At 74.4% G+C, this 22,376-nt stretch carries 23 protein-coding genes; 5 read left to right on the top strand and 18 right to left on the bottom strand.

What is annotated here, in order from left to right; translation table 11 throughout:
- The first annotated feature begins 83 nt into the window (after window positions 1–83).
- Window positions 84–800, top strand: a complete 717-nt coding sequence (locus ACIRST_RS29920; protein WP_350526408.1) for a G1 family glutamic endopeptidase — start codon at window positions 84–86, stop codon at window positions 798–800.
- An 81-nt stretch (window positions 801–881) separates the two neighbouring features.
- Here the strand turns inward: ACIRST_RS29920 and ACIRST_RS29915 are convergent, their stop codons facing one another.
- Genes ACIRST_RS29915 through ACIRST_RS29905 form a run of 3 tightly spaced genes read right to left on the bottom strand, consistent with a single transcriptional unit; the run spans window position 882 to window position 2,853 of the window.
- Entirely contained in the window at window positions 882–1,598 is a 717-nt protein-coding gene (locus ACIRST_RS29915) for a hypothetical protein (protein ID WP_402805835.1), read from the bottom strand.
- The gene (locus ACIRST_RS29910) at window positions 1,595–2,146 is read right to left on the bottom strand and encodes a SigE family RNA polymerase sigma factor (RefSeq protein ID WP_350526406.1); all 552 of its coding nucleotides are present in this window, start codon (window positions 2,144–2,146) and stop codon (window positions 1,595–1,597) included. The genes ACIRST_RS29915 and ACIRST_RS29910 overlap by 4 nt, the downstream gene beginning before the upstream one ends.
- Window positions 2,147–2,178: 32 nt before the next feature.
- The gene (locus tag ACIRST_RS29905; protein ID WP_402805833.1) at window positions 2,179–2,853 is read right to left on the bottom strand and encodes a hypothetical protein; all 675 of its coding nucleotides are present in this window, start codon (window positions 2,851–2,853) and stop codon (window positions 2,179–2,181) included.
- Window positions 2,854–3,119: 266 nt separating this feature from the next.
- Between ACIRST_RS29905 and ACIRST_RS29900 the strand changes: the two genes are divergently transcribed.
- The gene (locus tag ACIRST_RS29900) at window positions 3,120–3,392 is read left to right on the top strand and encodes a hypothetical protein (RefSeq protein ID WP_350526404.1); all 273 of its coding nucleotides are present in this window, start codon (window positions 3,120–3,122) and stop codon (window positions 3,390–3,392) included.
- A gap of 89 nt (window positions 3,393–3,481) precedes the next feature.
- Here ACIRST_RS29900 and ACIRST_RS29895 read toward each other — a convergent pair whose 3' ends face one another.
- The 7 genes from ACIRST_RS29895 to ACIRST_RS29865 form a co-directional block, all read right to left on the bottom strand.
- A complete protein-coding gene (locus tag ACIRST_RS29895; RefSeq protein WP_402805831.1) occupies window positions 3,482–4,261 on the bottom strand; it encodes an alpha/beta fold hydrolase in 780 nt (259 codons plus the stop codon).
- On the bottom strand, window positions 4,254–5,195 hold the full coding sequence (locus tag ACIRST_RS29890) for a Rieske 2Fe-2S domain-containing protein (protein ID WP_402805829.1): 942 nt from the start codon (window positions 5,193–5,195) through the stop codon (window positions 4,254–4,256). The genes ACIRST_RS29895 and ACIRST_RS29890 overlap by 8 nt, the downstream gene beginning before the upstream one ends.
- An 11-nt stretch (window positions 5,196–5,206) precedes the next feature.
- Window positions 5,207–6,430, bottom strand: a complete 1,224-nt coding sequence (locus ACIRST_RS29885) for a flavin monoamine oxidase family protein (RefSeq protein WP_402805827.1) — start codon at window positions 6,428–6,430, stop codon at window positions 5,207–5,209.
- Window positions 6,427–7,620, bottom strand: a complete 1,194-nt coding sequence (locus tag ACIRST_RS29880) for a cytochrome P450 (RefSeq protein WP_402805824.1) — start codon at window positions 7,618–7,620, stop codon at window positions 6,427–6,429. Before ACIRST_RS29880 ends, ACIRST_RS29885 begins: the two co-directional genes overlap by 4 nt.
- A 19-nt stretch (window positions 7,621–7,639) precedes the next feature.
- Window positions 7,640–8,518 (bottom strand): ABC transporter permease, encoded by an 879-nt coding sequence (locus ACIRST_RS29875; protein ID WP_350526399.1) that lies wholly within the window; start codon window positions 8,516–8,518, stop codon window positions 7,640–7,642.
- Entirely contained in the window at window positions 8,515–9,510 is a 996-nt protein-coding gene (locus tag ACIRST_RS29870) for an ABC transporter ATP-binding protein (RefSeq protein ID WP_402805822.1), read from the bottom strand. The genes ACIRST_RS29875 and ACIRST_RS29870 overlap by 4 nt, the downstream gene beginning before the upstream one ends.
- Before the next feature lie 93 nt (window positions 9,511–9,603).
- A complete protein-coding gene (locus tag ACIRST_RS29865) occupies window positions 9,604–9,972 on the bottom strand; it encodes a hypothetical protein (RefSeq protein ID WP_350526397.1) in 369 nt (122 codons plus the stop codon).
- 353 nt (window positions 9,973–10,325) lie between these two features.
- On the opposite strand from ACIRST_RS29865, the gene ACIRST_RS29860 reads away from it, so the two are divergent.
- From ACIRST_RS29860 to ACIRST_RS29850, 3 genes are read left to right on the top strand one after another with little or no spacing between them, the layout of a single operon-like run.
- Complete coding sequence (locus tag ACIRST_RS29860; protein WP_402805820.1) at window positions 10,326–11,606, top strand: cytochrome P450; 1,281 nt, start codon at window positions 10,326–10,328, stop codon at window positions 11,604–11,606.
- Window positions 11,603–12,502: a class I SAM-dependent methyltransferase gene (locus tag ACIRST_RS29855; RefSeq protein WP_402805817.1), complete on the top strand. Its 900-nt coding sequence runs from the start codon at window positions 11,603–11,605 to the stop codon at window positions 12,500–12,502. The genes ACIRST_RS29860 and ACIRST_RS29855 overlap by 4 nt, the downstream gene beginning before the upstream one ends.
- A 35-nt stretch (window positions 12,503–12,537) precedes the next feature.
- Window positions 12,538–12,723 (top strand): hypothetical protein, encoded by a 186-nt coding sequence (locus tag ACIRST_RS29850; protein ID WP_030245889.1) that lies wholly within the window; start codon window positions 12,538–12,540, stop codon window positions 12,721–12,723.
- Window positions 12,724–12,815: 92 nt separating this feature from the next.
- Here the strand turns inward: ACIRST_RS29850 and ACIRST_RS29845 are convergent, their stop codons facing one another.
- The 8 genes from ACIRST_RS29845 to ACIRST_RS29810 form a co-directional block, all read right to left on the bottom strand.
- Entirely contained in the window at window positions 12,816–14,822 is a 2,007-nt protein-coding gene (locus ACIRST_RS29845) for a carbamoyltransferase C-terminal domain-containing protein (protein ID WP_396552340.1), read from the bottom strand.
- 290 nt (window positions 14,823–15,112) lie between these two features.
- The gene (locus tag ACIRST_RS29840; RefSeq protein WP_350526393.1) at window positions 15,113–16,501 is read right to left on the bottom strand and encodes a nucleotide pyrophosphatase/phosphodiesterase family protein; all 1,389 of its coding nucleotides are present in this window, start codon (window positions 16,499–16,501) and stop codon (window positions 15,113–15,115) included.
- The gene (eboE, locus tag ACIRST_RS29835; protein ID WP_402805813.1) at window positions 16,498–17,718 is read right to left on the bottom strand and encodes a metabolite traffic protein EboE; all 1,221 of its coding nucleotides are present in this window, start codon (window positions 17,716–17,718) and stop codon (window positions 16,498–16,500) included. The genes ACIRST_RS29840 and eboE overlap by 4 nt, the downstream gene beginning before the upstream one ends.
- 3 nt (window positions 17,719–17,721) lie before the next feature.
- Window positions 17,722–18,597, bottom strand: a complete 876-nt coding sequence (locus ACIRST_RS29830; RefSeq protein WP_402805811.1) for a TatD family hydrolase — start codon at window positions 18,595–18,597, stop codon at window positions 17,722–17,724.
- 37 nt (window positions 18,598–18,634) lie between these two features.
- Window positions 18,635–19,339: an EboA domain-containing protein gene (locus ACIRST_RS29825; RefSeq protein WP_402805808.1), complete on the bottom strand. Its 705-nt coding sequence runs from the start codon at window positions 19,337–19,339 to the stop codon at window positions 18,635–18,637.
- The gene (locus tag ACIRST_RS29820; protein ID WP_402805806.1) at window positions 19,336–20,232 is read right to left on the bottom strand and encodes a sugar phosphate isomerase/epimerase family protein; all 897 of its coding nucleotides are present in this window, start codon (window positions 20,230–20,232) and stop codon (window positions 19,336–19,338) included. The genes ACIRST_RS29825 and ACIRST_RS29820 overlap by 4 nt, the downstream gene beginning before the upstream one ends.
- On the bottom strand, window positions 20,229–21,164 hold the full coding sequence (locus ACIRST_RS29815) for an SCO3242 family prenyltransferase (RefSeq protein WP_402805803.1): 936 nt from the start codon (window positions 21,162–21,164) through the stop codon (window positions 20,229–20,231). The genes ACIRST_RS29820 and ACIRST_RS29815 overlap by 4 nt, the downstream gene beginning before the upstream one ends.
- Entirely contained in the window at window positions 21,161–22,324 is a 1,164-nt protein-coding gene (locus ACIRST_RS29810) for an inositol-3-phosphate synthase (protein ID WP_402805801.1), read from the bottom strand. The genes ACIRST_RS29815 and ACIRST_RS29810 overlap by 4 nt, the downstream gene beginning before the upstream one ends.
- Between the last annotated feature and the right edge of the window lie 52 nt (window positions 22,325–22,376).

The raw sequence follows: 22,376 nt of genomic DNA, 5'->3' as shown, positions 1-22,376 counted from the left end.
TGAACTGCCGCCCCTCCCCCGGTCGCCCCCACGGCCGGGGCCGGCGTGTGAGTCGCCTGCCCGTCCCCCACGAAGGAGCAAGCATGCGCAACTTCCGGATACGCCTCGCCGCCGTCGCGGCCGCGGCCGCCCTCGCCGCCCCCGCGGCGCCGGCCACCGCCACGGCCGCGCAGGCGCTGTCGTTCCGCCCGCTGAGCTACAACACCAACGGCTACAACTGGGGCGGTTACGCCGCCCAGGGCAGCGGGTTCACCTCGGTGTCGGCGACCTGGACCGAGCCGCGCGCGACCTGCAACTCCACCAACGACCTGTACGCGCCCTGGGTCGGCATCGACGGGTACGGCTCCTCCAGCGTGGAGCAGACCGGCGTGGCGACGGACTGCTCCAGCGGCAGCCCGGTGAACCAGGCCTGGTACGAGATGTACCCGGCGGCCCCGGTGTACCTGAGCACCGGCTCGTACCCGGTGTCGGCCGGTGACTCCATCAGCGCCTCGGTGACGTACGCCGGCAGCAACAAGTACACCCTCAAGCTGACCGACTCCACGCGGGGCTGGACCTACACCACCACCAAGACCCTCTCCGCGCAGCGGACCAGCGCCGAGGTGATCATCGAGTCGCCGACCGGCTCGTACCCCAAGTTCGGGACCCTGAGCTTCACGTCGGCCACCGTCAACGGCAAGTCCCTCGGCTCCTACGGCCCGGTCGCGCTCGACCCCAGCGCGAACGGCACCTACGAGGCCCGCACCAGCGCGCTGAGCTCCGGCGGCACCAGCTTCACCGACACCTACCTGCACCAGTAGTCGCACCGATGCCGACGCGGCCCGCCCCCTCCGAGGAGGGGGCGGGCCGCACGCGTGCGACGTCCGGTACCGAACACCACCTCACAGGTTCTGGTGGCCGACGGCCTTGTGCTGGGCGTCGTACTCGTCGAGGGCGCTCATCCGGGACGCGGCGGGGACGGCGACGGCGTAGGCGGTGAAGTCGGTGCCGGGGACGGTGACGGCGGTGACCGTGGTGGGGGCGGCGTTGCCGAAGGTCATCGTGGCGCCGACGACCGCCGCGGCGGGCTGGGCGATGAACAGGCGCGCGCCGTTGGGGAGGGTCCGCTCGCCGTACATGCCGCGGGGGCTCTGGTCGGTGGGGCCCTTGACGCCCGCGCAGGCCCCGTAGGGGCTGTCGGCCCGGCCGTCGAAGACGGTCCGCAGGCACACCAGGCCGGCGGGCGTCTTCTCTCCGGGCGCGTAGTCGGCGGGGACGGTCGGGTAGTAGGTCAACGTCACCGACCAGGTGGCACCGTCCACCACGCCGCTGCCCACGGTCTGCGACAGCTCGCCCTCGACCGGCGGCGGCGGTGCGGCGGCGAACTGGACCCGCGGGGGCCCTGCCGGGTCCGGCACGTCCGGGAGGAGCGCGAGGAGACCGGCCCTGGCACCGACCGCGACACCGGCCACGACGGCGGCGGCCGCGACGCCGGTCAGCACGCGGCGGCGGCGGGTACGGCGGGCCCGGCCCGACCGCAGGATCTCGGCGACCGGCGCGGGCGACGGGGTGACCCGCCCGGCCGAACGGGCCAGGGCCTCGTGGAGTCGATCGGTCATGGGGTCGCTCCCAGGAGGTCGGCGGCGTGGTCGAGCAGGGTGGGGTCGGAGCGCAGCCTGGCCAGCGCACGGGACGCCTGGCTCTTCACCGTGCCGACGCTGCACCCGAGTTCGTCGGCGACCTGCTCCAGGCTCAGGTCCTCCCAGTAGCGCAGTACCACCACGGCCCGCTGGCGTTCGGGCAGCCCGGCGAGGGCCGCGACCAGCAGGTCGCGGTCCTCGCCGGCGTGGGTGGCAGCGGGCGCCGGGGTGTCCGGCAGGAAGGGTGTCAGCAGCTGGCTGACCCTCCGCCGCCGGTGCCGGCTGCGGTTGTTGTTCACCAGTGCGCGTCGCAGATAGCTCGCGGCGGTGTCCGGGTCGATCCGCCGCCAGTGCGGATACGCCTTCGCGAGGGTGGTCTGCACCAAGTCCTCGGCCTCGTGGAAGTCACCGGTGAGCAGATAGGCGGTCTGCACCAGTGCCCCCCAACGGGCCACCACGAACGCGCTGAAGCCGGCGTCCTCGCCTGCTCGCTCGTCCTTGCCTGCTCGCTCTTGGCCGCTGCGCACGGAAATGGGCGTCCTTCGGGTCGGTGAGGGGGTCAGAAGTCCTGGTGGCCGACGGTCTTGTGCTGGGCGTCGTACTCGTCGAGGGCGCTCATGTGGGACGCGGCGGGGACGGGGACGGCGTAGGCGGTGAAGTCGGTGCCGGGGACGGTGACGGTGGTGACCGCGGTGGGGGCGGCGTTGCCGAAGGTCATCGTGGCGCCGACGACCGCCGCGGCGGGCTGGGCGATGAACAGGCGCGCGCCGTTGGGGAGGGTCCGCTCGCCGTACATGCCGCGGGGGCTCTGGTCGGTGGGGCCCTTGACGCCCGCGCAGTCGCCGTAGCGGCTGTTCGCCCGACCGTCGAGGACGGTCCGCAGGCACACCAGGCCGGCGCGGGTCTTCACGCCGGGTGCGTAGTCGGCGGGGGTGGTCGGGTAGTAGGTCAGCGTCACCGACCAGGCGGTGCCGTCCACCACACCGCTGCCCACGGTCGCCGCCCGCGGCTCGGTGGCCGCCGCCGGGGTGACGGGTGCGGCGGTGGGGTCGGTGTTGGTGACGGGTGCGGCGGCGGCCGTGGCCGTGGCCGTCGCGGTGGCGATCGCCGGGGCAAGCGGATCGGCGGCCGCCGGGGCGGACGCGGCGCCGGCGGACGTGCTCAGGGCGAGGCCCGCCAGCGCCATGGCGGCCGCAGCGGCAGCGGCGAGCTTCGTGGTCCGTGCCTGGGTCATGGTTCCTCCTGGATCGCGCAAGGGATGAACGGAAGGAGCGGCGCCTCTCCACCCATGAGTACTCCCGCCCCGGCGAACGGGTTGCACGCGTCGATCAGCGGCGCACTACGGGCACGACGCCTCTCGCCCGGGTGCGCGCCAGTGGGCCGGAAGCGTCAAGCGGATCGACGGATCGCACACCAGAGGGTGAATGTTCGCATGCCTAGCGTGCTTGCCGGGTAACGCCTTGCTCGACCTGCTCCGAACCTCAGGAGGGATCCGCCGCCATGGCGAAGACCAAGCAGAAGGCCCGGGTCTTTGTGACCAAGGACTACACGATCTTCAACCACAACGGAGATCTGTGGATCGAAGACGGAACGAAGATCGCCACCGACGGTGGCTTCAACGGCAACTACGACTGGGAAGCGGACGAGAAGCGCTGGGTCGGGGCCGGACTCACCGGCAAAGCCAAGTACTTCTACAAGATCCTTGAGCCCGACGGCCACAAGGGCAAGTACATCGACGGCGATGACATCGACTGGGAGACGAAGAAGAGCTGACCCCGCGACACGGTGGCCGGTCGGGCTTCCGAACTGCACCTTCGGCCCGCTCCCTGCGCACGGGGAGCGGGCCGTTGGGGGTGCCCTCCTCAGGCGAGGTGGGCGGCGAGCAGCGGGGCGCACTCCTCCGGGCGTTCGAGGAGGGGGAGGTGGCCGGTCTCGGTCAGCGTCTCCAGCCGGCAGTGCGGGACGGTGTCGCGCAGCAGCTCGGCGTTGCGGGTGAAGGCGGGCATGTCCTCGTCGCCGAGCACGACCAGCGTGCGGGCGGCGATGCGGCGCAGGTCGTCCGCGGTGTGCCGGTGGGCGGTGAGGGCGTCCATGGCGCGGTTGCCGAGTTCGGCCCAGCTGTGACGCACGACCACCGAGCGCAGCGCGGCGCGCAGGGCGGGGTGCCGCTCGGTGCCGGTGAAGATGTCCGGCGGGGACTGCATCCAGAGGTCGGCCAGCTGTTCGCCGGGCCCGGCGAAGCGGTGGAGCATCGTCAGCTGCCGGTAGCGGACCCTCGCGGAGTCCTCGTTGGGGGTGCCGGCCAGGGTGGGTGCGGCGAGGACCAGGCGGTCCAGCAACGACGGTTCCTGGAGGGCCAGTTGGATGGCCGACAGCGAGCCGAAGGAGAGCCCGACGAGCCGCCGGGCGCCGGTCTCCTTCGCGACCTCGGCCAGCTGCCCGGCCAGGGCCGGGAGCGTCAGGCCCGGGGTGAGCGGGGCGGAGCCGCCGTGACCGGGAAGGTCGACGCCGATGTGGGTCCAGCCGGGGAGGCGGTCCCACAGGGGCTGCCAGGTGGTGGAGTCCATGGTGTAGCCGTGGAGCCACAGCACGGCCGGGCCGTCACCGTGGCGGTGCAGGTGCAGGTTCGGGCCCTCAGGCATCGCGGCCTCCGGAGAAGTCGGCGCAGAACCGGCGGAAGGCGAGCACCGGCTCGTCGCGGGCGTCGTAGCGCGGCGTCATCGCGTGGTCCAGGTGCTCCCAGACCACCTTGTCCTCGGCGAGCGCCTTCTCGCTGCCGCCGAGCAGGGCCGGCAGCGCGGCCCGCTGGTTCTCGCGCACGCCGATGGCGACCCGGGCGACGCAGCCGCCGTCCTCGGTGGGCACCGAGCCGGTGACGATCACCTGCCGTTCCGCCTCGGGGCCGAACTCGGTGACCACCACGTTGGGGCTGAACGCCTGGGCGTGGAAGCGCGGCTTGAAGTCCCACCGCACCCGGCCGGTGCGGACCGCCTCCCAGCGGATCTCCTCCAGCGTGCGGGCGTCCTGCCAGGGCGAGGTCTGCATCAGGAACTCGCCCTCGATGACCAGTTCGCCGCTCCCGCCGTCGCGCGCGGTCATCCCGCGGGTGCCGGGGACGCCGTGCACGGCCTTGAAGTGGTCGGGGTCGAAGGCGTTCTCGACCACGTACTCGGACGGCACCGCGACGGGCAGGCTGACGGCGGCGACCAGCGGGTACTCGTCCTCCCAGCCCTTCACCGCCCGCTCGAAGCCGCGGTCGCCGTCCGGGTCGTCGGAGAGCCGGACGAACAGCGCGTCGCCCCAGGTCAGCACCCGGTGTTCGGCGACCGACCAGTGCTTGGACGGGTCGCCGAGGGCGATCCGCTTGCCGTGGAAGGGGCAGACCAGGCAGTCGCCCTCGCGCCGCCCGCCGTGGCCCAGGTGGGCGCCGCGGTGTGGGCAGGAGGCGTCCAGGACGCGCACCCGCTCCCCCTCGCGGACGGCGATCAGGCGGTGCGGGCCGACGGCCAACGGGGTGATCTCGTCGGTCAGTTCGGTGAGGAAGGCCAGCAGGTACCAGCCGTGGTGCACAGTCATCGGACTCACGTTCATCGGGTTGCCAGTGCCTTGAGGACCTGTTCGGCGGCCCGTTCCCCGCTCGCCAGGGCGCCCTGCACCCAGGGCAGCCGCTCGCCGGAGACGGTCGCCTCGCCGGCGAAGAAGAGCGTGCCGTCCACCGGCTCCGCCCACTCCCGGGCGGCGTCCTCCAGCCCGGCCCGGGGTGCGGTGAACGCCCCGGCGGCGTACGGGTCCCGGCCCCAGTCGGCGACGGCGAGGTCCGTGACGGCGGCGCCGGAGGTCCAGGGCAGGGCGGTGGCCAGCAGGGCGGCCAGGGCCGCGGGGTCGGCGACGGCCGCGCGCAGCTCGGCGGCGGCGTCCGCCTTGGCGACGACCAGGGCTTCGGGGCGGCCGGCGGTGCAGCGGACGAAGCCGGTGCGGCCGTCCACGTCGAAGACGATCACCGTGTCGGGCGCGGGCCGGTCGAGCGTGGCCACGGCGCAGCAGCCGTCCCCGGCGGGGAGCCGGCCGGCGGCCGCGCGCTTGTCGGCGGGCAGCCCGGCGATCCCGCCGAGCGCCGCCGGCGGGACGGTGAGCACGAGGGCGCGGGCGGCGGCCGTCCCGGCGTCGGTCCGTACGGTGACCCGCCCGGGTTCGTGCGCCAGCTCCCGGACGGGCTCGCCGAGCCGCACCGCCAGGTCCTCGGCCAGCCGCTCCGGCAGCCGGGCGAAGCCGCCGTCGACGGCGAACTCGCCCTCGCCGACGTCGTCCCGGCGGTGTGCCTCGGCGACGGCGGCGGCGCTCAGCCCGTCCGGGTCGGCCGCCCAGTTCTGCCGGAACCACTCGGTGGCGGCCGCGGCCTCCGGGCCGGTGCTGCCCTGGGCGCGCAGCCAGGTGCCGACGGACAGGCCGGTGATGCCGGGCGCGCGCTGCAGCATGGCCTCCAGCTGCCAGGGCGCGCGGCGGCCCCGGCTGAGCGCGCCCATCTCGCGGTTGGCGCCGTCCTCGACGATCCGGGCGCTGACCCGGCGCGGTACGGCGGTGGTGCCGCCGGGGCCGACCAGCTCGTGCACCGGGTTGCGGTCCCCGTGCACCACCTGGGCGCCGAGCTCCAGCGGCGGGCCGCCGTCGGCGGGGTGGAAGGTGTGGATCCGGCCGCCGACGCGCTCCCTGGCCTCGTACACCACGACGCGCCGCCCGGCCCGCTGCAGCAGCCGGGCGCAGTTCAGGCCGGACGGGCCGGCGCCCACCACGATGACGTCGTACGCGCTCACCGTTCACCCCCGAGGTCGACCGGGAAGGCCCGCAGGCGGCGCGGCACCAGGCAGAGGTCCCAGTCCGGGGGGCCGGCCGGGCCGCGCAGGGCGGGGAAGCGGCGGAGCAGCCGGGGCAGCAGCAGGGCCGCGGTCTGCCGGACCAGCGGGGCGGCGAGGCAGAAGTGCGGGCCGCCGCCGAAGCCGAGGTGCGGGTTGGGGCTGCGGTCCAGGCGGAGTCCGTCCGGGTCGGCGAAGACGTCCGGGTCGCGGTTGGCGGCGGTGAGCACGGCGAGGACCCGGGCGCCGGGCGGCAGGACGCCGCCGTTCAGCTCGACCCGGTCGGTGGTGACCCGGGCGGTGAACGGGATCGGTGCCTCCAGCCGGAGCAGTTCGTCCACCGCGAGGCGGGCGAGGTCCTCGTCGGCCCCGGCGAGCCGGGCGACCGCGGCGCGGTCGGGCAGCAGCAGGTGCAGGGCGTTGCCGATGGACTCGGCGAGGGGCTGCCAGCCGCCGATGACGGCCAGGCTGAGGATGCCCAGCATCTCGGCGCGGCTCAGCCGGTCGTCGGCGGCCAGGGCGGTCAGCGGCAGCTCGGCCCCCTCGCGGACGACCCGGGCGGTGTGCCTGTCGAGGTAGTGGGTGAGTGCGCCGGCGGCGCTGCGGCCGAGGGCGGCGCGGGCGGGCGGCACCATCGGGTCGAGGTTGACGGAGGCGGCCCGGGCGAGTGCCTCGAAGCGGGTGAACTCCGCCGCGGGGAGCCCGAAGAGGCGGGCGTAGACGGCGGTGGCGAGCCGTCGGCCGATGTCGGCGACGGCGTCGACCGGCCGGTCGAGGGGAAGGGCGTCGAGCAGCGCGTCCACGTCGGCGGCGAGGCCCGCGCCGAGCGGGCGGACGGCGGCCGGCCCCAGGAGCAGCGCCCCCGGGGCCCGGAGCCGGTGGTGGTCGGGCGGGTCGGTGGTGAGCATGGACGGCGGCAGGGCGTCGTCGCGGGCGCGTTCGCGCTGGCCCTGCGCGGCCGAGAAGCGCGGGTCGCGCAGGACGGTCGCGCAGTCGGCGTGCGCGGTGACCAGCCAGAGCCGGGACGCGGCGTCGTAGTGCACCGGGTCGTTGGCCCTCAGCCACCGGTACGCCGGGTGCGGGTTCGCGCGCCCGGCCGGGGCGAACGGGTGGATCAGGTGCTCGGGCAGTCGCACCGTCGCCGTCGTCATGGGTGCAGCCCCCAAAGTCTCAGCGGACCCGGGGTCCGCGCCAGCGGAAGGAGAAGGCGGTCAGCAGCAGGCCGGCCAGCGACCAGGCGGTGAGGACCATCGCGATGTGCCCCAGTTCCCAGTTCCCGGCCGGCTCGACGACGGTGAAGGAGTCCGGCAGGAACACCGACCGGAAGCCCTGGGCCATCCACTTGACCGGGAAGAACGCGGCCACCGTCTGCATCCAGGCGGGCAGTTGGCCGAACGGGAAGAACACGCCGGAGATGAACTGCAGCACCATGAAGACCGGGGTGACGATCGCCGCGGCGGACCGGCTGTTGGGGATCAGCGCCGAGTAGGCGGCGCCGGCCATCGCGCAGGCGACGGTGCCGAGGGCGAGGTCCCAGCCGAGGGTGAACCAGCGCTCCGGGGTGCTGGGCAGCGGCAGGCCGAACAGGGCCAGCGCGATGCCGATCAGCAGCACGGTCTCCAGCGCGGTGGTGACGATGACCCGTACCAGCTTGCCGACGAAGTAGGCGGACTTGGGCATCGGGGTCATCGCGAGCCGCCGGACGGTGCCGGTGTCCCGCTCGATCGCGATGTTGATCGCCAGGCCGGAGAAGGCGGTGCTCATCACGCCGGCGGCGATGATGCCGGCCATGAACACCAGCTTGACGTCCGTGTCGGTGCCGGCCACCTTGCCCGAGAAGATCGAGCCGAAGACGACCAGCAGGATCACCGGGAACATCAGGGTGAAGACCAGCGACTGCTTGTTCCGGAAGAACGCCCGCAGCTCGACCTTGGAGCGGGCCGCGCCGGCCCGCAGGATGCCGGGCATCCGGCCGGCCCGCCGGGGCGTCGTGGTGCCGCCGGCGGTCCCGGTGGCCGGGGCGGTCGCGGTGGGTTGGGTGAGGGTCATCGCTCGGCCGCCTCGTGGGTGATGCTCTGGCTGGTGTCGGCGCCGCGGTCGGTACCGTCGGCGTGCTCCCGGATGAGGTCCAGGTAGACGTCCTCCAGGGTCGGCCGGTGCACCCGCAGCTCGGGCAGCTCGCCGACCCCTGCCAGGTGCGCCCACGGGACCAGCGCCGCGAGCAGCGCGGTCGGGGCGTGCGTGGCGATCCGGAGCACGCCGTCCACCCCCACCGGGGCCGGTTCGGCCCCGGGTGGCAGCGGCGGCAGCGTGCGGCCGGCCAGCTCCGGCGGAATCCGGAAGGAGACCGTGGTCGGAGTCTGCGAACGGCCGCCGAACTCGGCCAGCGGCCCGCACTGGACCACCCGGCCGGCGACGATCACCGCGGCGCGCTCGCACAGCGCCTCGGCCTCGTCCAGGTAGTGCGTGGTGAGCACGGTGGTGCGACCGCGCTCGGAGAAGTAGCGGACCAGCTCCCAGGCCTCCCGGCGAGCCACCGGGTCCAACCCGGTGGTGGGTTCGTCGAGGAAGATCAGGTCCGGGTCGCCGACGATGCCCACCGCGACGTCGAGCCGACGGGCCTGGCCTCCGGAGAGGTCCGCGCTCTGCTTCTTCTCGTGCTTGCCCAGTCCGACCATGTCGATGACCTGGCCGACCGGGAGCGGGTTCGGGTAGAACGCCGCGAAGTGCTCGACGACCTCGCGGACCGTCAGGTCCGAGTAGGCGCCGGTGGTCTGCGGGACGACCCCGATCCTGGCGCGCCACTCGCGCCGGTCCTCGGCTGGGTCACAGCCGAGGACCCGCACGTCACCGCCGGTTCGCTGGCGGACGCCCTCCAGGATTTCGACGGTCGTCGTCTTGCCCGCGCCGTTCGGCCCGAGCAGGGCGAAGACCTCTCCCTGGTGGATGTCCAGATCCAGACCCTGGACCGCGTGCCAGTCGCCGTAACTCTTGCGCAGGCCGCGGACTGAGACGGGGTGTTCCCCGACGGCAGTCGCCACTGTGGATCGCTCCTCTGTGGGGTGTTCAGGCCGACCTGGTGCTCAGGTCGACCGGCCGGGCGCTCTGCCCGGCGGGCGGGTTTCCCGGCTGGATCAGGTGCAGCAGCAGCACGGGCAGCAGCAGGAGTTGCCGCCGGCCGCGATGTCCGACAGGTCGCCCTCGCTCAGCTCGGCGGTGTCGATCTGCGGGGTCTCCGGGATGTGGAACTCGTAGCGACCGGTCGCCAGACCGATCTCGAAGAGCTCGACCTGCACCTCCAGGTTGCCCTCCTGCTCGCCCTCGGCGGCAGTCGAGACGATGACGATCTCGGCGTCGGCCGGGAGCTCCAGGCCGGCCTCGGCGAGGGCGGCGCGGGCGTCGGTACGCAGGCGGGCCGCGTACTCCTCGCTCGACCAGGCGCTGATCAGGGCACGGGTGTAGCCGTTGACGAACTCGGCCCGCTTCCTCTGGTCCAAAGCCATGTGACTTTTCCTTTTCTCGGTATCCGGTGTTTGCCGGCGGCCCTTCCCGGCGCCGCCTGCAAATGAAGAATGACACGGCCGCAATCGGCCGCCAAGACCTCATTTCCGGTGCCGGGACTAAGTATTGAGCACATGCGGCAGGTGCGGTAGATTTCAGCCGTCACACGCCCATGAATACGTATCAGAATACGCATCGGAATACGCATCCGAATACGTACCGGGAAATGCCGAGTACGTATCCCGGAGCCGAGTACGCATTCCGGAGTCCCGGGTAAGCATCGAGAGGAATCACGGGGGTGGTCCGCACCGTGCCTACGCACACCGTCCCGCCAGGCCCTGCCGACGACGTCGACATGGCGCTGATGAGGGAGTCGCCGCTCGACTTCATCACCGACCTGGCCCGCCGCTACGGCGACATCACCCGCCACCGTGCGGACGGCGACACCGTCTACCTGCTCAACCGTCCCGAGTACGCCAAGCACGTGCTCAAGGACAACGGCGCCAACTACACCAAGGAGGGCACCCCGGACGACGCCATGCTGCGTCCGCTGCTCGGCAACGGGCTGCTGACCAGCAACGGCGCCGACTGGGCCCGCCAGCGGCACCTGACCGCACCGGCGTTCCGCCCGAGCGCGGTGCGCAGCTTCGACACCATCGTCACCGACGCCACCGCCGGCATGCTGGAGCGCTGGCGCCCGTCCGTCGAGTCCGGCGCCCCGCTGGAGGTGGACCAGCACTTCACCGCGCTCACCCTCGGCATCCTGACCCACGCCATCCTCGGCGCCGACATCGACGGCATCGGCGAGGGCTTCGGCCGCGCGGTGGACGCCGTCAACCGCTGCATCGGCCACTACGTGCCGAACCCCGACCCCGACCCGGCCGACACCGCCCGCCGGTTCGCCGACTTCGGCCGGGCCCGGGTGTTCCTCAACACCGTCACCCGCACCCTGATCGCCGCCCGCCGCGCGGGCGGCAGCAGCACCGCCGGCGGCGACCTGCTGGACACCATGATGTCCGGCGACCACCTGGTCTCCGACGAGGACCTGCGCGACCAGGTGCTGACCATCGTGATGGCCGGCCACGAGACCACCGCCAAGTCCCTGACCTGGACGCTCTACCTGCTCGACCGCCACCCCGAGGAGCTCGCCAAGGTCCGCGAAGAGGTCGACCGGGTCCTCGGCGGCCGCCCGCCGACCGCAGCCGACCTCCAGGACCTGCCGGCCTGCCGCCGGGCCATCCAGGAGGCGATGCGGCTCTACCCGCCGGTCTGGCTGATCTCCCGCCGGGCCGTCGAGCACGACGTCATCGGCGGGTACGACGTCGAGCCCGGCACCCTGGTGTGCGTCAGCCAGTGGGTGCTGCACCGCCACCCCGACCACTGGGACGCCCCGGACGCGTACCGCCCGGACCGCTTCGACGGCGCCACCCTCCCCAGCCACCTCTACCTGCCGTTCGGCGGCGGCGACCGGATCTGCGTCGGACAGCACTTCGCGATGCTGGAGGCCGTCCTGGTGCTCGCCACGCTGCTGCAGTCGGTCCGGCTGGAACTGGTCGAGGGCTTCCCCGTGGAGCCCGAGGCCCTGGTCACCCTCCGCCCCAAGCACGGCATGACGATGATCGCGAGGCCCCGATGAGCACAGCCGTCCGCCCCGTCGGCGGGTCCTACGACCCGGCCCGCACCACCGGCGGCGGCCTCGCCGCCGAACTCGACCGGCTGGAGGCGCAGGCCGCGCTCTCCTTCCCCGAGGAGCTGCGCATCCTGCGCGAACTCGGGATGGGGGACGGCGCCACCGAGCCCGGGACCGGCACCGGCGCCACCGAGCCCGGGACCGGCGCCGGCGCCACCGTGCTCGAACTCGGCGCCGGGCCGGGCGCGGTGACCCGGCGGCTGCGCGCCGCGCTGCCCGCCGGGACGGCCCTGATCGCCGCCGACATCGACGGCGAGCTGCTCGCCCACGCGGCCGGCCCCGGCGTCACCCTGCTGGTCGCCGACGGCGCCGACCTGCCGCTGCCTGACGCGAGCGTGGACTTCGTCCTGCTCCGCTACGTCCTGCAGCACGTCCCCGACCCGGCCGCCGTCCTGGCCGAGGCCCGCCGGGTGCTGAAACCCGGCGGGCGGGTCGCCTGCACCGAGGTCGACTCCGCGCTGTGGGGCGCGGCCGAGCCCTCGTACCCCGAACTCGCGGGCGTGCACGCCAAGATGGCGGCCGCCCAGCGCGCCGACGGCGGCGACCGGTCGATCGGCCGGCGGCTGCCCCGGCTGCTGCGCGCGGCCGGCTTCGACGAGGTCGTGCTGCGCCCCTTCGCCACCACCAACGACGACCACCCCACCGACGCCTTCGCCCCCCAGCTCGGGCCGCAGCGCCTGGAGCCGCTGGTGGCCCGGGGCGTCCTCTCCCTGGCCGAACTCGCCCTCGCCGCGGACCGCTGGAACCGCTTCCGGTCGGACCCCGACGCCTGGGTGATGCTGCTCGGCCTCACCGCCGCCGCGACCGCACCCGCGGGCCGCGGACCGCAGGAAACCGCCTGACCACACCGAGAACCGCAGCCCCGGAAGGAATCGCCATGCACCCCAAGGTCAAGATCTTCATCACCATCTTCTGCTACATCAGCGCCGTCGCCGGCCTGATCACCGCCGTGATGGACGCCAGCCACAAGCCCGCCCAGACCACCGACGCGGTCGTCGCCGGCGTGCTCGGCGTCGCCTTCCTGCTGGGCGGTCTGGCGCTGACCCGGAAGCCGCGCTACTGACGGTGGTGTCGACGCCGGGTCGCTTAGCAGCACAACGGGTCGGGGGGTAGGGCTTCGAAAAGCCCTACCCCCCGACCCGTTCCCGCTACCGGCTAGCGCGACCGGCGCAGCGGGTTGATCACCCCGAACGCCCCGGTCAGCGTGGACGGGTCGACGAAGGAGCCGCCCGGCCCGTGCGTGCGGCGGAAGTTGTCGACCAGCCCGCGGAACGACGGGTCCACCGTCACCCGGTACGCGGCCAGCAGGTTGACCCGCTCCGGCGTGGACAACTCCTGCTCGGCGCGCAGCTGGTGGCTGCGGGACAGGTGGTACATGCCCTCGACGGTGTACCCGGCGTCCAGCCAGCCCTGCCACAGCCCGTCGCGGTCCGCCTCCTGCCCGGCGAAGTACGCCAGGGCGCGCGGCCGCGGCTCGGTCGGCGCGGCCGTGGCCGGCACCGGCTCGGCGCGCAGCTCGACCCGCCGCCCGCACAGGTACAGCACCGCGACGCCCTTGCGCACGCAGAAGTTGAGCGCCTCCGCGGCCTGGTCGACGACCGCCTCGGCCTTGTCGTTGAGCGAGGTGTTGCACAGGATCGGCACCCCGGTCGCCGCCCGGAACGCGTCCAGCGCCCGGTGCAGCCGCGGGTTGGACTCGGCGGTGACCGTCTGGTGCCGGGCCGAGCCGTCCAGGTGGACGATCGCGGGCACCAGCTCCCGCACCTCCGGGCGGACCTGGACCGCCTCCAGCATGTACGGCGACTCGCGGTCCGAGGCGAACCACTCGCCGGTGTGCTCGGCCATCACCATCGGCGCGACCGGGCGCCACCACTGGCGCCGCTTGTACGCGTTCAGCAGGTCCTTGACCTTCTGCGAGCGCGGGTCGCCGATCAGGCTGCGGTGGCCCAGCGCACGCGGCCCGAGCTCCGCCCGGCCGTCCACCCAGGCGATCACGCCGTCGGAGACGTCGGCGACGAACCGCTCCGCCTCGAAGTCCGTCACCGAGGCGATCCACGGCGCGAACTCGGCCAGCGCCTCCTCGACGTCCATGACGTCCCGGCCGTAGTACGGCGAGACGATCCGCAGCCCGGAGTCCGCCAGCGCGCCGGCCCCGTAGAGGCCGAGCAGGCCGAGGCCGATGCCCTGGCCGGAGTCGTTGGCGCACGGCGGGGTGACCAGGCCCTTGAAGCCGAACCGGTCCATCAGCAGCGTGTTGGTGGGGCAGTTGAGCGCGTAGCCGCCGCTGGTGGACAGATGGGTGTCCTCGGCGCGGATGCCGCCGACCTCCAGCAGCCGCTCCACGTTGCGGATCGCGACGCCCTCGCAGCAGCGCTGGACGACCTTCATCACCGCGCTGCGCAGGTGGTCCTCGCGGCTGAGCGAGTCGTCCAGCTCGACGCCGGCCAGCTGCTCCTCGGCGGCGGCCACCACCGCGCGGACCAGGTCGTGCGCGGCCTTCCACGGCTGGGTGGCGGAACCGCCGAAGAAGGTGACGTCCGCGATGGCGGCCTCGGCGTCGAACTCGATCGCCGCGGTCGAGGCCGTGGCCAGCGCCATCAGCGAACCGGGCTCCAGGCCGAACACCGTCTCGGCGGCGGTGTACAGCGGGCCGGGGGACTCCACCGGCTCGAAGGTGATCCGCCCCTGCTTCACCACGCAGCCGGCGTACCAGTAGGTGTTCGGACGGCTCTCCTGCGCGTAGTCGGGCAGCGCGTCGATCGCCATGCCGACGATCTGCCCGTCACGGAACAGCGGGAGGTCCCGCAGCACCCCGCTGAACAGGTGCGCCAGGCTGTGCAGCGGGAACTCCTCCGCCCCGGCGGGCTTCGGCACCGGCTGCGCCTTCGGCAGCCCCGGCGTGCCCCAGGTCGCCGTCACGTCGTCGAGGGTGAGCCCCTCCTCGGCCAGCAGTGCCGACAGGAACGCCTCGGCCCGGCCCTCGGTGTACAGCGGCCAGAAGTGGTGCTTCTGCCCGCTGACCCGCTCCAGTTCCCACACCCGCACCAGTTCGACGTCCGCGTCGTCCCGGCGCCACAGCGCGACGTTCTGGTCGTGCCGGACCGAGAACACCGCACCCGGCCCCGGCGGCGTGAGATAGGCGGAAAGGAAATGCTCGGCCACGGTTACCTCTTCTTCCTCGGTCTGCCCAGGAGGAGGTAATTCCGGCCCGTTCGCGAGGGGATTCCCGCACCCCGCCCAGGGCCGGCCGCCCGCCCCCGGCACCAGCGACTACGCGGCCATTCGACCACGCCCGCCGAGACCCGGTACATACTGAAATCCCCCTTTACGCACGCCGCGTACGCATGCGCAGCACCCCGTCGGCGGCACTCGCCGACGGGGCGGGGACAGGCGGGAAAGGGGACGGGCGTGAAAGGGGACGGGCGGGAAGGGAGCGGAGAGCGGACGGGCGGCTACCGGGCCCGCGGTTCCGGGCCCAGGCCCGCGAGTTCCAGCAGGAACGCCTTGACCTCGGTGGCCTCCAGGGCGTCCCGGGCCGCCGTGGGATCGCTGCAGAGCAGCACCGGGCCCTCGTCCGGGTGGGCGGGCAGCCGCCCGTGGCTGCCGCGGACCGGGGACGGGTCCAGCGGCACGACGTCCATCCGGTAGCGCAGGCCGACCTTCTTGCGCAGCAGGGCGCCGCCCGCCCGCAGCCGGGCGGTGCGGTCGGCCGGGTCGAAGAACAGCTCGGCCGGGTCGTAGCCGGGCTTGCGGTGGATCTCGACGGTGGGCGCGAAGTCCGGGGCGAGGGCGTCGTCGAGCCAGTAGTAGTAGGTGAACCAGGCGCGGGGGGCGGCGACGGCGACGAGGTCGCCGGAGCGTTCGTGGTCGAGGCCGTGCTCCTTCTTGGCCGCCTCGTCCAGCACGGTGTCGATGCCGTCCACGCCTTCGAGCAGCTCCTGCACGCGGTCCCGGTCGGTCCGGTCGCGGACGTAGACGTGCGCGAGCTGGTGGTCGGCGACGGCGAACGCCCTGGAGGTCCACGGGTCCAGGTACTCCATGCCGTCCTGGGTGTGGACGTTCAGCAGGCCCGCCCGGCGCAGCACCCGGTTGATGTCCACCGGCCGGTCGACGGCGGTGATGCCGTACTCGCTGAGGACGACGACCGTGACGTCCTGCGCGGCGGCGTCGGCCAGCAGCGGGCGCAGCGCCCAGTCGATCTCGGCGGCCGCGTCGGCGGCCTGGGGGGAGTCCGGGCCGAAGCGCTGCAGGTCGTAGTCCAGGTGCGGTACGTAGACCAGGGTGAGGTCGGGGCGGTGGTCCCGGAGGATCTGCCGGGAGGCGCCGACGATCCACTGCGAGGAGGGCAGTCCGGCCGTCGGCCCCCAGTAGGTGAAGAGCGGGAACTCGCCGAGCCTGGCCGTGAGTTCGTCGTGCAGGCCGGGCGGCCTGGTGTAGCAGTCGGGCTCCTTGCGGCCGTCCGCGTAGTAGATCGGGCGGGGGGTGACCGTCCAGTCCACGTCGGCGCCCATCGCGTACCACCAGCAGACGTTGGCGACGGTGTACCCGGGTTTGCGCCGGCGGGCGGCGTCCCACAGTTTGTCGCCGCCGACCAGGGCGTTGTGCTGGCGCCACAGCAGCACCTCGCCGAGGTCGCGGAAGTACCAGCCGTTGCCCACGACGCCGTGGCCGGCGGGGAGTTCGCCGGTGAGGAAGGTGGACTGGACGGAGCAGGTGACGGCGGGCAGGACGGTGCCGAGCGGGGCGCTGAAGCCGCGGTCGGCGAGTCCGGCGAGGGTGGGCATGTGGCGGAGCAGGGCCGGGGTGAGCCCGACCACGTCCACCACCAGCAGCCGTTTCATGAGTCCGTCTCCTTGAGTCCCAGGCGCTGCAGTTCGACGCGCGTCCAGTCGAGTTCCTCGGCGATTCCGCCGACCGGGTCGGGTGCCCCGGCGGTTGCACCGGCCGTGCGGGCTGCGGCGGACGCGTCGGGCGCCCGCCGTTCCGGGCCGGGCGGCAGCACCGGCCAGGTGTAGGTCTCGACCTCGATGTGGTCGACCGCCGCCCTGGGGCCGCCCAGCAGCAGGCCGAGCGTCTCCCGGAGCACCGGGCCGGTGCTCGCCAGCGGCGCGGCCGGTCCGGCACCCAGCGGGACGTGGAAGTGGACCCGCCAGGGGTGCTCCCCCGGCAGCGGATCCGGCCCGGCCAGGGCCTGGTCCAGGTCGTCCCGGCGCAGCAGGCCGTCCGCGCCGGGCTCGCGGGTCTGGTGCAGGAACCGCGGCTCCGCGTACGGCTCCAGGGCGGTGCGCCCGGCGGCGCTGCGCGGGCGGTCCGCGACGAGGGCGGCGGACGCCTGCAGCTTGACCACCTCCAGGCCGGCCGCGGCGAGCCGGTCGAGCGCGGCGGCCGGCTCCTCGTGCTCGACCGCGAGGTGACAGGCGTCCAGGCAGACGCCCAGGTGCGGGCCGGCCGCGTCGGCGAGCTCGCGGACGGCGTCGGCCGTCGACTCGACGACGCAGCCGGGTTCGGGCTCGAACCCGACCCGCAGGAGGCGCCCGGTGCTCCCGGAGATCCGGGCGAGCTCCCGGGCGAGCCGGTCGAGCTGCCGGCGGGCCGGGTCGGCGTGCCGCGGCGTCCAGTCGGCGCGCCAGCCGAGCGGGAGGGTGGAGATGCTGCCGCGCCGGGCGTCGTCCGGGAGGAGTTCGGTGAGCACCCGGGCCAGGTCCAGGGTGTAGCGCAGGCGTTCCGGGTCGGCCCAGTCCGGCCGGTACACCCGGTGCTTGACGACGGCCCCGCCGAAGCCGCGGTAGGGGAAGCCGTTGAGGGTCACCACCTCCAGGCCGCGGGCGTCGAGGTCGGCGCGCAGGCGGCGCAGCGCGGCGCCGTCGGCGAGGAGTTCGTCCAGGACGGGGCGGGCCAGCCAGAGGCCGAGGCCGAGCCGGTCGACGCCGAGGCGTTCGCGGACCGGCTCGCCGTACCGGCCGAGCTGGTCCCGGACCCCGGCCAGGTCCTCCGCCGGGTGGACGTTGGTGCAGTAGGCGAGGTGGACGGTGGTGCCGTCCGGGTGCCGGAAGCGCACGGGCTACCGCACCGCCCCGGGCGCGGGTGCGCCGCCGCGCAGGACGGAGTTGCCCTCGTGGAGTCCGGTGGCGTCGACGGCCGGCTCGCTGAGGTCGAGGCGGCCGCTCTGCCCGTAGAAGGCCACCGGGTTCTCCCAGAGCACCTGCTCGACGTTGGCCTCGGTGAACCCGGCGAGGAGCATGGTGTCGCCGACCTTCCGGGTCTTCAGCGGGTCGCTGTTGCCCCAGTCCGCCGCGGAGTTGACCAGCATCCCGGTGAGGCCGTACTCGGCGAGGATCGCGGCCATCCGGGGCTCGTCCATCTTGGTGTCCGGGTAGACGGAGAAGCCGGCCCAGCAGCCGGAGTCCCGCACCATGGCGACGGTGACCTCGTTGAGGTGGTCCAGGACGACCAGCGCGGGGTCGATGCCGGACTCGCGCACCACGTCCAGGGTGCGGCGGGTGCCGGCCGCCTTGTCGCGGTGCGGGGTGTGCACCAGCACCGGCAGGTGGTGCTCCACCGCGAGGGCGAGCTGGGCGGCGAGCGCCTCGTCCTCCTCGGCGGTCATCGAGTCGTAGCCGATCTCGCCGATCGCCACGACCTGGTCCTTCTCCAGGTAGCGCGGGAGCAGGTCCAGGACCTCGCGCAGCCGCGGGTCGTTGGCCTCCTTGGGGTTGAGGGCGAGGGCGCAGTGGTGCCGGATGCCGAACTGGGCGGCCCGGAAGGGCTCCCAGCCGATCAGGGCGTCGAAGTAGTCGACGAAGCTGCCGACGCTGGTCCGCGGCTGGCCGAGCCAGAACGACGGCTCCACCAGGGCCCGTACGCCCGCGGCGCTCATCGCCGCGTAGTCGTCGGTGGTCCGGGAGGTCATGTGGATGTGCGGGTCGAAGATGCGCATGGCGGTGGGTTCCTTCGGTGCGGGGAGGCCGGGCGGGTCAGGACACTCGGTGGGCGTGCAGGACGGACTCGATGTCGGCCGGCACGGCCCGGCCCGCGGCGCGCCGCTCGGTGCCGAAGTCGTCCAGCATCCGCAGGAGTTCGGTGTCCGCACGGTCGGCCAGGCCGGCCACCAGGGCCAGCGGGACGCCGGTGAAGACGCACTTGAGCACGGCCTGCCGCCAGGCGGCCTGGTCCAGCCGGCGGGCGGCGTAGTCGCCCAGCGCGGCGGCGATCAGGCGCAGGTCGTTGGTGCGCAGGGCGTCCCGGACCAGGGGCAGCGCGCCGTCGCCGAGGCCGTACGGGCCCGCCCCGGGCAGCTGCTCGTCCGTGGTGCGGTGGTCGAGCACGCTCAACGCGCGCAGCACGGCCCGGCGTTCGGCGGTGTCGCCGCCCCGGTACAGCGCGGTCAGTTCGGCCACCAGTGCCTCGCCGCGCAGCGGCAGGGCCGCGAGCAGCAGGGTGCGGACGGCGTCCTCGACCTGCCAGCGGGCCAGTGGGTGGTCGGCTCCGCCGTCGCGGCCGGCCGGCTGCAGGTCGCCCCGGCCGCCGTGCCGGGCGGCGCCCGGGAAGGCCGTGCGGACCGCTTCCGGTCCGGCGGCCGCCGCGGCCAGCCGCCCGCGCAGCCAGTCGTCGGCCTGCGGCGTCAGCCGGTCGGCCAGCGCCTCGCGCAGCCGGGTCGTGCTCCATTCGGGTTCCGTCATCGCGCCGTCTCCATCGTCATCGCGGGCCGGGCGGCGGCCGCGCGCAGGAATTCCAGTGAGCGCCGGGCCACGCCGGGGCCGTCGTGGCTGTGCCGCGGCAGTTCGACGCTGATCAGCCCGCGGTAGCCTGCCGCGCCGAGGGCGGCCAGCACCGGCGGGAAGTCGATCTCGCCGTGGCCGAACTCCAGGTGCTCGTGCCGGCCGCGCCGCATGTCCTCGATCTGGACGTTGACCAGCCGGTCGGCGACCAGGTCGACGCACTCCGGGACGGACCGCGGCTCCAGGCAGCGGCAGTGGCCGATGTCCAGGGTGATCCCGAGCCGGCCCGGCGCGCCGGCCCCGTCCAGCCGGGCCAGCAGCCGCCGGGCGGAGTCGAGGGTGTCCACGAACATGCCGGGTTCGGGTTCGATGCCGACCACGACCCGCTGCTGCTCGGCGGCCCGCAGCACCGGCTCGCAGCCGCGCAGCAGCCGCTCCCACAGCAGCCCTTCCGGGACGCCGGCGGGGGCGGTGCCGCTCCAGAACGAGACCGCCTCGGCGCCCAGTTCGGCGCCGATCCGCACCGCGGTGGTCAGCAGCCGCACCCGGCGTTCGGCGCCCTCGTCACTGAGCATGGTCGGCTGGTGCTTGCGGCGGGGGTCGAGCAGGTAGCGGGCGCCGGTCTCGACGACCACGGCCAGTCCGAGCCGTTGGAGCAGCGCCGCCGTCCGTTCCACCTCGTGGACGAGGCCGGGGGCGAGCGGGTCGAGGTGGGCGTGGTCCAGGGTCAGCGCGACCCCGTCGTAGCCGAGGTCGGCGAGCAGGCGCAGCGCGTCCGGGAGCCGGTTGTCGGTGAGTCCGTTGGTGCCGAAGCCGAAGCGCGGGGGCGGCGGCCCGGGGTGCCGGTGCGTCATGTCGGGGACACCTTCCGGGCGAGGCGGCGGGCCAGCGACACGGCGAGGACGGGCGCCAGGGCGACGCCGCGGGCGCCGGCGGCGGCGGACAGCGCGGCCTGCAGCGGCGCCATCGCGTGGATGCCGGCCCCGACGGCCCGGCGGACCCGCACCGGGGAGGGCGCCCGGACGGCGGCGAGCTGGGCCGGGGCGGCGGTGGCGAGGTAGCCGGCGGTGAGCAGGCCGGTCAGCGCCCGCCCGGCGGCTCCCCGGCGGCGGCCCAGGGCGAGGACCGTCCCGGCGACAAGGCCGCCGGCCGCCAGGGTGGCCCGGGGCAGGGCGGGGGTGGCGCCGTGGACCTCGCGCCGGCTGAGCACGGTCAGCGCCGCGGTGTGCCCGGCCAGCACCAGCGCGGACGGCAGGGCCGCGCGGACCCGGCCGCTGCCGGCGGCGCCGGAGAGCACGTCCAGGCCGCGGGCGGCCGCCATCGCGGCCGGTCCGGCCGGGGTGTCCTTGAGCACCAGGTCGTAGAGCCAGACGGTGCCGGCCAGCGGGACGGCCACCCGCAGCGCGGCGGCGCCGCCCGCGGCCGAGGCCAGGGCGAGCCCGGCGGCGGTGAGGCCGGTGGCGACGGCCAGCGCGGTCCCCGGGGTGACCCGCCCGGACGGGATCGGGCGCTCGGGCCGCTCGACGGCGTCCAGCTCGCGGTCGGCGTAGTCGTTGAGGGCCATCCCGCCCCAGTAGAGGCAGACCGAGGAGGCGGCCCGCAGGGCGGTGCGCGGCCCGGTGGGCAGGCCGGCCGCGGCGGCGCCGAGCAGGACGTCGCCGGGCACGGAGAGCGCGGCGGGCGCGCGGACCAGCTCCAGCAGGTCGCCCACCCCGGTCGGTGCGGGCCCGGCCGCCGGGCCGGTGGCGGCGCCGACCGCCCCGGGCCCGGCCAGGAGGAGGCTCACCGCACCGCCTCCGGTCCGAGCGCCCAGTCGCGCAGCCGCTGGTACTGCGCGGCGAGTTCGTGGGTGGTGCCCGCGACCGGGTCCTTGAAGAAGAACCCCAGCTCGGCGACCGGCCCCGCCACGCCGCGGCGGTGGGCGAGCGCCGCGAACCGGGCCAGGTCGAGGACCAGCGGCGCGGCCAGCGTCGAGTCGCAGCCCTCCCAGGTGAACTGGAGCGTCATCCGCACCCCGAGGAAGCCCTCGAAGCCGATGTGGTCCCAGGCCGTCTTCCACTCGCCGAGCGCCGGCACGTTGTGGATGTGCACGCCGCCCTCGACGGGGTGGCCGAGCGTCTCCTCCAGGACGCGCCGCTTGGAGCCGACCTTGCTGCGGGCCCGGTCCGGCTCGGCGAGGGCCGCGCCGTCGCCGCCGCCCAGCAGGTTGGTGCCGGACCAACTGCGCACCCGCAGCGCCCGTTTGGCGAACATCGGGGCGAGCACCGACTTGACCAGGGTCTCCCCGGTCTTGCCGTCGCTGCCCGCGTACGGCAGGCCGTTCTCCCGGGCGATCGCGTCCAGGGCGGGGATCCGGGCCCCGGTGGACGGGGTGAAGTCCACGTAGGCGCAGCCCTCCAGCAGGGCCGCGTACGCGTAGACCGCGCTGTAGGGCAGCGGGGCGCGGCCCGCGGCGAGGGCCTCGCGCAGGGCGCCGGGCGTGGCCCAGGCGGGGTCGGGGTCGGTGCTCGGCTCGGTGGTGGCGACGTTGACCACGACGACCCGGTCGAGGCGGTGGCGGTTCCGGAAGTCCCGGAGGTCCGCGGCGAGCCGGTCGACCAGTTCGGCCTGCGGGAGGTCGTCCCCGGTGGGGACGGTCCGGATCTCTTCCTCGGCGGCGGCCAGTTCGGCCGCCAGCGGCGGCAGCAGGACGCCCGGCAGCACGCCGGCGTCGACGAGCCGTTCGGCGCGTTTGGCCAGCGGTTCGGTGGCGGTGTCGTGCCCGCCGAAGACCAGCCCGTCGAAGCCGGGCAGGTCCAGTTCCGCGAAGTCCGGCAGGCTGCTGACGCAGCCGGTCGGTTCGGCGAGCCCTGCCGCGATCGCCGCCGCGCCGACCACCGCGGTGGTCGCCACCGATCCGCGGGCCCCGACCAGCCAGACGCCGGTCCTGTGCTGTTCCGTGTTCATCCTGGTCCTTCCGCTGCTGGGACCGCCGCCGGAACGGCCGGGAGACGAAGGC

The sequence above is a fragment of the Kitasatospora sp. NPDC101447 genome (assembly GCF_044767225.1).
Lineage (GTDB): Bacteria > Actinomycetota > Actinomycetes > Streptomycetales > Streptomycetaceae > Kitasatospora.
Note: the sequence above shows the minus strand (reverse complement) of the source record. Positions and strands in the feature narration are given on the sequence as shown.